Origin of the sequence: Bacillus cereus group sp. BfR-BA-01524 (assembly GCF_022662595.1) — a bacterium.
Taxonomy (GTDB): Bacteria; Bacillota; Bacilli; order Bacillales; family Bacillaceae_G; genus Bacillus_A; species Bacillus_A thuringiensis_S.
Map to the genome: position 1 here is coordinate 1 of NZ_JAKUDW010000133.1, position 12,526 is coordinate 12,526.

Sequence of the window (12,526 nt, forward strand, 5' to 3'; positions counted from 1 at the left end):
TTAATTCATAGAAACGACATATCCCTTGTACACGAGGATCGGTACTAGTATTGTCAATAACTTCTCCTTCACGTACTACGTTATCCCCAATAATTACAGTACCCGGTCGTGTTAGTTTTAGTGCCCATTCAAAATAAGCAGGGTTATTTTGTTTATCAGCATCTATAAAAATAAAATCAAACGGTTCATACTTCTCGTTTTCTATTTGTTGTAAAGAATCTAACGCTAATCCTGTTCGTATTTCAATTTTATCAGTCAAATTAGCACGCTCAATATTGCTACGTGCAATTTCTGCATGTTTTTCACTTGCTTCCAATGTAACAACTCGGCCTCCAGATGGCAATGCTCTAGCAATCCATATCGTGCTATATCCGCCTAGCGTACCAATTTCTAAAACATTACGGGCCCCTTGAATTTGTACTAATAGTTGTAAAAACTTACCTTGCGTTGGTGATACATCATGTGCTGGCAAATTAGCTGCAGCATTAGTTTGAAGAACCCCTTCTAATGTAGAATCTTTCGGTATTAATACATCACTCATATATTGATCAACAGCCGTCCATTTCTCAATTCCAATCATGCAAATACCACCCCTTTCAATTTTCCAATGCTTTCTACCATTCACTTTTGATTATACCGAAAATTCTGTCTTAAACACAAAAAATAAAGAAGGGACATCTATCCCATTACAGAATAGATATCCCTTCTTTTATTAATAAATGTAATTCTTATGGATTAGTAGACCAAAGTCCAGCTGATTTAATAAATGTACGTTTATTTAATTTCAGCTGTGCTACGATAAATTCTGCAATATCTTCAGCTTGCATAACTTTATCAGGATTTCCGTCAGTTAATCCTAAATCAACAGCCATATCAGTTGCTACTGTACTTGGTGTTAAAGCCGTTACACGAATGTTATGCTTACGAACTTCCATCGCTAACGATTCTGTTAAACCAAGAACACCAAATTTAGAAGCACTATATGCACTTGTTACAGGTGCACCTTTTTGTCCTGCTGTAGATGAAATGTTAATGATATCACCAGATTGTTGTTCAATCATGCTTGGTAAAGCAGCACGAGTTGCATAATATACACCCATTAAGTTTACTTGAATGATTTTTTCCCAATCAGCAACATCTAATTCTAAAAACTTACCGAATTTAGAAATACCAGCGTTATTAATTAAAATATCGATAGATCCTAAACCATTTTTTAACGTTTCAATCGCAGTTGTTACTTCTTCGTATGAAGAAACATCAGCAGTTGCAATAACAGCTTTTACACCTTCTGCTTCTACTTCTTTCGCTACAGCTTTTAAGTTTTCTTCTGAACGAGCTAATAAGCCTACATTTACGCCTTCTTTCGCTAATGCGATTGCTACAGCCCGACCAATCCCTCTACCTGCTCCTGTAATCAAAGCATTTTTACCTTGTAATAATTCTGCCAAGTATAACACTCCTTAATCATCTCAGTTATGTATTATATTAAAATTGTATCTATGTTTATGTAAAAAGGCAATGATGCACTTTCATGTGCGTAGGTTACTTGTAGGTAACTATAGAAAATTACTATTAATTCATTGCACGTATTTATCCTTATTCATGCAAAATAAAGACACCCTCCTCATAAGAGAGTGTCTGCGTATGAAATAAAAAATGGTTCTTTATCACTACACTATTTTTCTTCATAATTAGGAATACACACAATAAATTCAGTACCATTCCCTTCCTCACTCTCAACTTTTATTTCCCCATGATGAAGATCGAGTACTTTTTTTACAATAACTAAACCTAAGCCACTTCCTCCATAAGCACGATTTCGTGAAGAATCCGCTTTATAAAAACGCTCAAAAATATGTTGTTTCTGTTCTTCAGATATACCAATTCCTGAATCACGGATACGCACTTCCACTACTGTTTCATGTTCCTTTAACTGAATAATAATCGTACCACCGCTTGGAGTAAATTTAATACTATTATGAATTAAATTAATCCACACTTGACTCATACTTTCTTGATCAGCAATAACATGTACTTTTTCTAAATCTAGTTCTAACTCAATTTCTTTTTCAGCCCAGAGTGGTTCACTATTTAACACAATTTGCTTTAACTGCTGATCTAATCGATAACTCACTCTTTCTGGTATATACTCTTCTGATTCTAAAAGAGTTAGCTTTAATAAGTTTTGACTTAGTTTAGATAATCTCGTTGTTTCAGTTTCAATAATGGTAAGATAATGCTTTCTTTTTTTCTCAGAAAGATTATCGTCTTGTAGTGCTCTAGCAAATCCTTTTATAGAAGTTAATGGTGACTGTATTTCATGAGAAACATTCGATACAAATTCTTGTCTCATTTTCTCCATCGTATTCAGTTCATCTGTCATATCATTTATACTTTTTACGAGCACGCCAATTTCTCCATCATACTTTTCTTCATTTCGTATTTTTACGGAGAAATCTCCTTTTGCAATTTTTTGTATCGGTTCAATAATAGTCCAAATCATTGCCTCTCGTTTTGGCCTCATTAATATTCCAATTAATGTCCAAATAAGAATAATAAATACAAAACCGACCATATCACTAATTAGAAAGGCAACAAATGGCGATACGTTTACGTCAAAAGCATTCAATATACTAGTTGCTACATAAAATGCGATAGACCAAATGATAGTAAGAAAAGAAAAGAGCACTAATACCGCTCCAAATACTTTCAGCATCTTCAACTTACTCATTCGTTTTCCTTTTCTCATTTACTTACCTCTAAGCGATACCCTAATCCTCTTATTGTTTTAATACTAAATTTCGACTGCTCTTCTTGAAACTTCTCACGTAACCGATTAATATGAACGTCTAGTGTACGTTCATTCCCTTCAAAATCATATCCCCATATTTCTTCAATTAATTGCTCTCTCGAACAAGTTCTTCCCGATTTAGACCCTAAAGTAAAGAGCAGCTCAAATTCTTTTAACGGTAACGTAACCGTTTGTTCTCCAGATGTAACTTCGAATGTTTTACGATTTAATAATACATTTCCAACTTGAATCGATTGTGAAACTGTAATTTGGTAACGTTTCAATAATGCCTTTACTCTCACTACTAGTTCTATAGGATCAAATGGCTTTACAAGATAATCATCTGTCCCAAGGTGAAATCCTTTTACTTTTTGTGATGTTTCTCCTTTGGCAGTTAGCATCAGAACCGGGATATCATAGTATTTTCTTAATTCAAAACATACATCAAATCCATCCATATTTGGCATCATGATATCAAGAATAACCATATCGACTTTTACGTCATCCATTTTCCGAAGTGCATCTACTCCATCAATTGCCTCATATGTTTGAAAACCTTCTCGTTCTAAAAATACAGAAACGAGTTCCCTAATGTGTGGATCGTCGTCTACTATTAAAATTTTAGGTATCAAAGGAACCATTTCCTTTCTACTTAGCATCTAATATATTTTTTTAAAATGAATCATCAGTGGAGTAAAATCCCACTGATGATTCATTTTATAATGCACCCTCTTTAATTTTCAATTGTTGCGTTGCAAACTCGCGATACATATCATGCGTCTGTAATAATTCATCATGCGTACCACTACCTGTAAGATTCCCTTTTTCAATAAAGATAATTTTATCTGCATCTACAACAGTAGAAAGTCTATGCGCGATCACTAACGTTGTTCTGCCTTTCATTAAGTTATTTAACGCTTTTTGAACGACAGACTCAGATTTACTATCTAAGCTTGAAGTTGCCTCATCGAGCATAAGAATTTGCGGATTTCGAAGTAACGCCCGGGCAATGGCAATTCGCTGTCTTTGTCCACCAGAAAGCTTCACACCGCGTTCTCCAACTTCTGTTGCATAACCGTTTGGTAAGTCATGAATAAATGCATCAACATATGCCATTGCTGCTACTTTTTCAATTTCTTCATCCGTTACTTCGCCTTCAACGCCGTAACAAATATTATCACGAATCGTTCCATCGATTAACGGACTATCTTGTGATACGTAACCGATTTGACGTCGCCATGACTGTAATGAATAACTCGTAATTGATTCTTTTCCTAATTTAATGGCACCGCTAGTTGGCTCATAAAAACGTTCCAGTAATGAGAATAACGTTGTTTTCCCACTACCACTTGGTCCTACAATCGCTGTCACTTTTCCTGATTCAATTGTGAAATCAATATTTTTCAAAACTTGCTCTTCTTCGTTATACTCAAAATGTACATTTTCAAGAACGATCGGCTGCTTAGCATTTGTCACTTTCACACCAGTTTCATGATCTTCTACTTTATATTCTAAAATCGTACTAATTCTTTCCGTTGCACCAATTGCCTTTTGAAATTGTGTAAAGAACATAGATAATTGACTCATCGGCATTATAATTTGAACTAAATACAAAATAAACGCTACAAGTTCACCAGTTGTTAATGCACCGCTAGAAACTCTCATCCCGCCATATCCTACGATAATAACAAGTAGTGCCATTAAAACAAACGACATAACTGGCGAAATTAATGCTTGCACTTTTCCTTCTTTCAAACCAAATTGTAATAACTTTTGTATACCTGTATTACCCGTTTCATATTCTCTTTTTTCTGTATTTGAAGATTTCACTAAACGAATTTCTGATAACACTTGCGTTAACACACTTGTAAAAGATGCCGTTTCATCTTGAAGCGCTTTTGAAATCTTATACATTTTTCGTCCAAGTGGAACTAAAATTAATACAGACAACGGAATAACCGTTAAAAGTAACGCAGTCATTTTCCAATCTAACACAAATAATACAATTAACGATCCAACAATTGAAATACCACCTGTTAATAAGTTTGACAAATGCTCAGAAATTAACGTTTTCACAACACCTGTATCATTCGTCATACGGCTAATGGTATCACCTGTTCTATTTTGATCGTAATAAGATACCGGCAAGATAAGTACCTTTTTCCACAAACGTTCTCTTAGTCCCGCTACAATCTTCTGCCCAATATAATTTAGTAAATATATAGACAACCCTGCCGCAATAGTTTGCATTACAAAGAAAGCAACTAACCCAACAATTTGTCCTGCACTAATTGAAGAAAGCGAAAAATTATCTACTAATCCTTTTGTCAGCATAGGAATAAATAAACTCGCTCCCGTAGAAAGCAAACTCATTAATAACGCAAAAATTAAAATTCCTTTCGGAGGATTTGTATCTTGAATAAGGCGTAAAAACTGCCTCCAGCTCCCTTTTTTCTTCATTTCATTTCTAACTTCCATTCCTGTTCATCTCCTCGTGTTAAACCAAACTGTTCTTTCTAAAATTAGAATACGATACAAATGTAAACTGAATGTAAACACACTTTTTCTATTTTTACAAAATATACATAAAAACTCATCTTTACAACAGATATAAACATCTGATATTATTACCTGGTACTTAATATTATTCTATGTAAATTATAGAAAAATAATTTACAACACGATATAAATCTCCAGTTAGTGAAAGGAGTATCCTTTTTGCAAACAAATATACATTCTGAAAAGGAAACAATTATTTTTATTCATGGATTAGTTGGCAATCGTCGTGCCTTCAAAAAGGAGCAAAAACGATTTTCTGCCTCCTACAACATTATAACTTATGACTTATTAGGTCACGGTGATGATAAAGGAGAAGCAATCGACTTTTCATTACAGCGCCTCGTAGATCAATTATTAAACTTATATGAACAAGAAGGTATTAAAAAAGCTCATATTTGTGCGCTAAGTTACGGCTGTTACATCTCTACAATTTTTGCACAAATGCATCCAGAAAAAGTATTAAGTATTTGTCATATTGGAGGACATTACAATAACCCTTCTCGCTTATATAACGTATTCCAAAAATTTTGGGAGAAACGAGGAGATGAATACTCTAAATGGCTCTCTCAATACGCAAATACTATTTTTCCAAGTGGTATACTAAAATCAAATCCGTTTGCAGTCATTTCAAGAAATATTTACTACCGTTTCGGATTACAATTACATTCATCCATTATTGCCCAGTCATTACGACATCGGTTAGAATTCGATTTAAAGTCTAAATTAAAATCACTTCCTCACCCTATACTATGGGTAATGGGAGAGCATGATCATCTCTATAAATCTTGTCTATTTGATTTGAAATCTATTTTACCTAACGTTCTATACAAGGAAATACCTTTAGCAGGACATGCAGCTAACTTATTTCGTCCTAACTATTTCCACGACTTATATGATCGATTTTTAAATGGAAAGTTAAAATAAAAACTATTAAACTTCCAATTCATTCAACTATAAAAAGGCTTCCCAAGTTTCCTTGGAAAGCCTTTTCTCTATACGAAAAGTATATAAACTACTTTTTCTTAGTATGCTTTTGTGTAACCTAAAATGTGCTTGCTCCAGTAAGAGTTACTTACAGAACTAATACGTACACCAGTTGCATCTGTTTCTGCACTAATGAACTGACCGTTTCCTAAGTAAACACCCATGTGAGAAGGACCTGATTTATAAGTATTTTGGAAGTATACTAAATCACCTGGTTGTGGATTGCTAGTTTTTGTTTTAGAGCTCCAGTATCCAGCAACTGTTTGACGAGCGCCTTTATGACCAGTTTGATTTAATACGTAGTGAATGAATCCACTGCAGTCAAAACCAGCAGGTGTTGTACCAGCAGTTCTGTATGGTGAACCATTTAAAGATCTAGCGAATCCAGCGATTGAAGATGTATCTCCACCTGTTGTTGGTTTTTGTACATCTTTACCTGGTTGTTGAACGTTATTTGTAACGTTATTGTTATTGTTATTTGTAACGTTGTTTACTCCACCTTTTACAAACTTAACGAAGTCTGCACTTACGTAACCCGTGCGGCCGTTATGGTTAATTTTGTACCAACCATTTTCAGCACCAGTAACGTTTAATACTTTACCATTTGTTACTCCACCGATTACAGCGTTGTATGTAGCTGGGCCTGTACGTACTTTTAAAGCACCAGTGTTAACAACATAAGAACCACCAGTTTGAACTGTTGTAGTATTGTTGTTTGTAGTTGGTTGTTGTGTTTCGTTAGATACAGCAGAACCACCTTTTGTTACGAAGTCTTTGCTTACGTATCCAGTTCCACCATTGAAGTTGATTTTAAACCAATCTTGTACTTCACCTACAACTTGTACTGTTTTACCTTTGTTTACAGAACCTAATACTGTATGAGATGTACTTGGGCCTGTACGTACGTTAAGTGAAGAAACGTTTACTGTGTAAGTACCTGTTCCTTGTTGAACAGTCGTTCCTGTTTTGCCACCAGTCGTTACGAAGTCACCACTTACATAACCTGTTTGACCATTTACGTTTACTTTGAACCAACCATTTTCTTGTCCAACTACTTGTAGCACTTGACCTGATTTCACTTTAGAAATAACGTTATGTCCTGTACCAGCACCTGAACGAACATTTAATACATCAGCAGTTACTGTGTATTTTAATTCAGAAGTTGTTTCTACAGTTTTTGTTTCAGTTACAGTCGTTTGAGTTTGAGTTTGAGTTTGTCCATTAATTTCTTTTAGCGCTTCATTTGAAACTTGTGCATGAGCAGAATCCATTCCTGGAACTGCAACGCCAGCTACAGAAGCTGCTGCTAAACCTGCAATTACTTTTTTCATAAGTTGTCTTTACTTCCTTTCCCTACTATCCTCTTAAAAAAACTTAAAACTTTAATACTTTACAATATTATCAAAGTAAAATATTCATCCAGTTCCATTTTTTAGCAAGAGTTTTATTTTTCACACAGAGTTCATTTTAAATGAACAAAGTGAAATCCGTGTGAACTTCATGTGAACTTTATCATTAAATATAGTGTTTTTGCAATGGTTTTTTCAAATTTCTTATATATCGCATGAAAATTCGACATTCTATTTAATATTTTAATATAAAATATCCCTTTTCTATCTATTACAAAAAATTCTATTAACCTAATACAAACTAAAGTATGTATTTCCTTATAAAGCTCCTTACATGAAGTATACTTTCATCATGACAAAAATCACTCTATTTATCAATAGTATAATATTTTTAGAAAACTAATTTTCTATACTATCTACAATTTTGAAATAATTTGACGAATTGTAAGATTTATTTCACAAAAGTCATTTCTCCTTTAAAGAAAACACACACTATATCAACTGTTCTCTTTTTCCGATAATGGAATTTATAGGATGTTTATAGTATTATATACATATCTTAATAAAATGAAACTTTAATCAGTAAGGGGTTTATACATCCTCCGCTAATTATTAACCCTCACCACTCGGGTTGCCCATTAATGCGGAGTTTTATTTGAATAAAAAGAGGAGGCATATTTATGAGAAATATAATAGATGATCCAATACAAAAAAATATAGAGCTATACTATGCTTTTATTCAATTCGTTTCAATGATAACATTACAAAAAGTATCAGCGATTGTAACACGTAAAAATGAATTAAAGAATCAGATGAAAAATGCCGAACAAAAAAACCCTTACTACTTATAAAAGGTGAACAGGTTATATTCCTGTTCACCTTTTATCAAATTATTTATAAATTTTCACACGGTTTTCTAACGGTTGGAATTCTTTTTCACCAGCCTGTACTACCGGTTTACCAAATGGCATTTGCGCAGTTAGTTTCCAATTCTCTGGGATATCCCACTCTTTTCTCACTTCTTCATCAATTAGCGGATTGTAATGCTGTAACGTAGCACCAAACCCTTCAATTTCTAAAGCTGTCCAAATTGCAAATTGTAACATTCCTGATGATTGCTGAGACCAAGTTGGGAAATTATCTTTATATAATGCAAAGTTTGCTTGAAGGCCTTCCACTACTTCACTGTCTTCAAAATATAAAACCGTCCCATAACCACTTTTAAATGCATTCATTTTTTCTTCAGTAGGTGCAAAGTTATTTTCAGGTACAATTTTTCTTAACGTTTCTTTCGTAATATCCCATAATTTATCATGTTGTTCTCCTAATAAAACAACAACACGAGCACTTTGAGAATTAAAAGCTGAAGGTGTATGTTTTACAGCATGATAAATCACTTCTTGAATTTTCTCATCAGAAACTACTTGCTCTTTACTAATTGCATAAATAGATCTTCTGTCTTCAATTGCTGAGTAAAAATCTTTTGCCATCATAATTCCCTCCAATTTTCAATTGAGGCTATTTCATATGTATACATCATATTACGCCCCTCAAACTTATTATTAATAAGCTTATAACTTTATAATATCACAGCAACAAATAAACTCAAATGATAACACTTGTATTTAGAATCTTTTTCCTTTTTAAAGTTAAAATAAAAAGACTGTTTATTGTTATCTAAAATTAGTAACAACAAACAGCCTTACTTATGTAGCGATCTAGATTGGTATTTTACTTACTTAATTAACTAATCCAAATGCATACGACATTAACTTATTCGTCTCTGTAAAACGTTTTGTTTTACTTGAGGTCCCCATGACTACTGTAATAATTCTGTTATCACCTTGCTTGGCAGTCCCAGTAAAACAATATCCTGCACTATCTGTAAATCCTGTTTTTAGTCCGTCCATTCCTTCTATATATAAACTTTTATTATTTTTGTTTAACATGTCGTTTGTGCTTATAACATTAATATTATTAAATGCTAGCTGACTTTGACGCAAGTGAGTCACTTCTAATATTTCCGGATAATCTTTTATAAGATGATACGCCAATTGTGCTACATCAGCAGCCGTCATTTTTGTTTCACTTCCATCTGGCTCTTGTAATCCAGAAGCATTTGCAAATTTAGCATGTTCCGACATTTTTAACTGTTTCGCTTTTGCATCCATAAGCTGAACGAAATCTTTCTCCGATTTTGCCATATGTTCTGCTAAAGCCACAGCTGAATTATTAGCTGACTCAATCATTAATGCATGATATAAATCTTTAACAGTTAATGTGTCATTAACTTGTACTGGGATTCTCGCTCCCTCTGTTTGTGCCGCCTTCGCACTCATTTTAACTGGATCTTCCCAGCGAACTTTCCCGTTATGTATACTCTCTAGTAGGAGATACGCTGTCATCATCTTAGACATACTAGCCGGTGCAAAAGCTTCATTTTCATTATATTGATAAATAATATCTCCATCACTCGCATCGATAATCATAGCCGCTTTTGCGTTAATTTCTGGTGGGATGTACTTTGGCGGGACTACTTTTTCGGTAAATCCTGCTTTAGGTAGTTCTGCCACTTGCAAAGGTTGTCCTTCTACATTCGCTACGCTCTTTTGATTTCCTTGGAATAAGAACCAACATATCCCTAAAATAATGACTAATAGGACTGTCATCCTTCCCCATTTTAACCGATTCATTTCAAAACTCCTTTAGCAAACCTTTTATACACTCACATTTAACCTTAACAACAATTCCTTTATACAGTCAAGGTAAAAAGTATATTTATTCATATACAGGAATTATTATTTTAATTTGTTTATGTTACACTTATAATACTGAAATATAAGAATATTCAACAATAAAATCTTGTAAATAAACTATTTAATAGAAGGGATTCATACAAATGCTACTTCCAAAATCATTAAAATATGGAGACACAATTGGGATCTACTCCCCTTCTTCACCAGTAACCTACACTTCTCCAAAAAGATTTGAACGAGCAAAATCTTACTTACAACAGAAAGGGTTTCGTATATTAGAAGGTTCATTAACAGGTCGATATGATTTTTATCGTTCTGGTAGTATACAAGAGCGTGCTGATGAACTAAATGCCTTGATAAGAAACCCTAATATTTCTTGTATTATGTCAACAATTGGTGGGATGAATTCAAATTCAATATTACCTTATATTGATTATGACGCTTTTCTAAATAACCCTAAAATAATGATTGGATATTCAGATGCAACTGCTTTATTACTAGGAATTTATGCTAAAACAGGAATCCCTACATTTTATGGGCCCGCTCTCGTCCCTTCCTTTGGCGAATTTGAACCTTTTGTTAACTGCACATACAAATATTTTGCAGAAACTTTACTACATGATCAATCTCTTCCTTATCATATAAAACAACCATTATTTTGGTCAGATGAATTTATTAATTGGGAAGAAAAGACGAAGGAGAAAGAACTTCGACCAAACAATTGGATTTCAGTAATTGAAGGAAAAGCTACTGGGCGTATTATTGGCGGGAATTTAAACACGATCCAAGGAATTTGGGCTAGCCCCTATATGCCACATATTCAAGAAGGCGATATTCTCTTTATTGAGGACAGTTCAAAAGATGCAGCTACTATCGAAAGAAGCTTTTCATTCCTTAAAATTAACGGTGTATTTGATAAAATTTCAGGTATCATTCTTGGAAAACATGAGCAATTTGATGATTGTGGTACAAATCGAAAACCTTTTGAAATACTGTTGGAAGTACTTCAAAATCAAAGAATTCCTTTTCTAGCTGACTTCGATTGTTGTCATACACATCCAATGATTACTATACCTTTCGGTGTTCAAGTAGAGTTGGATGCAACAAATAAAACGATACATATTGTAGAATCTTGGAAAAAATGAATGCATGGCTTCTATTGTTTTACAATAAAAGCCATGATACTATATAATTTGGAATGTGAAAGATTAAACAAAATATATTTCTATATCTATCATTAAAAAAACAGATATAAATAGATATTTATATGTAAAAGAGAGTGAATAAATGAAACCAACTATTAAAAATTATGTATTTTTACATGTAGCTTTTTTGATATATTCTATCATTATGGTTTACATGAAATGGGCAGCTCAATTTCCAATTGCTTCAATCTCATTTTTTGTTGCTTATTTCGGACTAGTTATACTTTTATTCGGATATGCAATTTTATGGCAACAAGTAATTAAACATTTCGAAATTTCAAAAGCATATTCACATCGAGGGATCATTATACTATGGTCAATGCTTTGGTCAGTATTTCTATTTGGAGATACAATTCAGTGGAATCATTTACTTGGTGCAGCTATTATTATCGTCGGAATTGTGGTGGTGACAAAAGATGAATAGTTATATGCTATTGTTTATTTTCGGGATAATTTTAGCAAATTACTCACAAATATTATTAAAAAAAGCTACTTTACAACAATACGATTCTAGAATAAAAGAATATGTGAATCCTTATGTTATTATCGGTTACTCTTTATTTGTACTTAATGCTGGATTAAATGTAATCGCCATGAAGGGCATGGAATTAAAACAAGCATCAGCATTAGAATCCTTAAGTTATATCATCATATTAATTTTCGGTTGGTATTTCCTAGGGGAAAAAATAACGAAACGTAAACTCATCGGCAACATGATTATTATCGTTGGTGTAATCGTTTATTGTATCCAATAACAAAAAGCTCCGTTTGTTTGAAGTGAACCCTGAAAACGGGACACCTATCAAAACACCTAAACCACTTGTTCCCTAAATTCTTTAGGGGATAGGTGGTTTAATTTTTCTTGAATTCGCACACAATTGT

General features: G+C 33.5%; 13 protein-coding genes. 5 read left to right on the top strand and 8 right to left on the bottom strand.

Translation table 11 applies throughout. The features are described 5' to 3' along the window. From MR170_RS27755 to MR170_RS27775, 5 genes are all read right to left on the bottom strand, one after another. The coding region (locus tag MR170_RS27755; RefSeq protein ID WP_242310202.1) for an O-methyltransferase at positions 1-580 on the bottom strand (580 nt) is incomplete at its 3' end. A gap of 148 nt (positions 581-728) precedes the next feature. Continuing rightward, positions 729-1,448, bottom strand: coding sequence for a 3-ketoacyl-ACP reductase (locus tag MR170_RS27760; protein WP_000818985.1), 720 nt, complete (start codon positions 1,446-1,448; stop codon positions 729-731). A 227-nt stretch (positions 1,449-1,675) separates the two neighbouring features. Then, positions 1,676-2,749, bottom strand: a complete 1,074-nt coding sequence (gene hitS / locus MR170_RS27765) for an envelope stress sensor histidine kinase HitS (protein WP_242310204.1) — start codon at positions 2,747-2,749, stop codon at positions 1,676-1,678. Further along, the gene (gene hitR, locus MR170_RS27770) at positions 2,746-3,423 is read right to left on the bottom strand and encodes an envelope stress response regulator transcription factor HitR (protein WP_000612415.1); all 678 of its coding nucleotides are present in this window, start codon (positions 3,421-3,423) and stop codon (positions 2,746-2,748) included. The genes hitS and hitR overlap by 4 nt, the downstream gene beginning before the upstream one ends. An 85-nt stretch (positions 3,424-3,508) precedes the next feature. Further along, positions 3,509-5,269 carry an ABC transporter ATP-binding protein gene (locus MR170_RS27775; protein ID WP_016082006.1) on the bottom strand — a complete coding sequence of 587 codons (1,761 nt, stop codon included), beginning with the start codon at positions 5,267-5,269 and terminating at the stop codon, positions 3,509-3,511. Positions 5,270-5,509: 240 nt separating this feature from the next. Here MR170_RS27775 and MR170_RS27780 point away from each other — a divergent pair, with 240 nt between their 5' ends. Next, positions 5,510-6,274 carry an alpha/beta fold hydrolase gene (locus MR170_RS27780; RefSeq protein ID WP_001194305.1) on the top strand — a complete coding sequence of 255 codons (765 nt, stop codon included), beginning with the start codon at positions 5,510-5,512 and terminating at the stop codon, positions 6,272-6,274. A 98-nt stretch (positions 6,275-6,372) separates the two neighbouring features. Here the strand turns inward: MR170_RS27780 and entFM are convergent, their stop codons facing one another. After that, on the bottom strand, positions 6,373-7,665 hold the full coding sequence (entFM, locus tag MR170_RS27785; RefSeq protein WP_050843302.1) for an enterotoxin EntFM: 1,293 nt from the start codon (positions 7,663-7,665) through the stop codon (positions 6,373-6,375). A 698-nt stretch (positions 7,666-8,363) separates the two neighbouring features. On the opposite strand from entFM, the gene MR170_RS27790 reads away from it, so the two are divergent. Next, entirely contained in the window at positions 8,364-8,534 is a 171-nt protein-coding gene (locus MR170_RS27790) for a hypothetical protein (protein ID WP_001244280.1), read from the top strand. Between the two features lie 39 nt (positions 8,535-8,573). On the opposite strand, the gene MR170_RS27795 is transcribed toward MR170_RS27790, so the two are convergent. Continuing rightward, positions 8,574-9,176: a nitroreductase family protein gene (locus MR170_RS27795; protein WP_242310206.1), complete on the bottom strand. Its 603-nt coding sequence runs from the start codon at positions 9,174-9,176 to the stop codon at positions 8,574-8,576. 246 nt (positions 9,177-9,422) lie between these two features. Then, complete coding sequence (locus MR170_RS27800) at positions 9,423-10,376, bottom strand: D-alanyl-D-alanine carboxypeptidase family protein (RefSeq protein WP_001080878.1); 954 nt, start codon at positions 10,374-10,376, stop codon at positions 9,423-9,425. A 206-nt stretch (positions 10,377-10,582) separates the two neighbouring features. Between MR170_RS27800 and MR170_RS27805 the strand changes: the two genes are divergently transcribed. From MR170_RS27805 to MR170_RS27815, 3 genes are all read left to right on the top strand, one after another. Continuing rightward, a complete protein-coding gene (locus MR170_RS27805) occupies positions 10,583-11,584 on the top strand; it encodes a S66 family peptidase (protein WP_242310207.1) in 1,002 nt (333 codons plus the stop codon). A gap of 142 nt (positions 11,585-11,726) precedes the next feature. Next, complete coding sequence (locus MR170_RS27810) at positions 11,727-12,068, top strand: EamA family transporter (protein WP_000805130.1); 342 nt, start codon at positions 11,727-11,729, stop codon at positions 12,066-12,068. Next, positions 12,061-12,399 carry an EamA family transporter gene (locus tag MR170_RS27815; protein WP_001089874.1) on the top strand — a complete coding sequence of 113 codons (339 nt, stop codon included), beginning with the start codon at positions 12,061-12,063 and terminating at the stop codon, positions 12,397-12,399. The genes MR170_RS27810 and MR170_RS27815 overlap by 8 nt, the downstream gene beginning before the upstream one ends. Positions 12,400-12,526 lie beyond the last annotated feature (127 nt).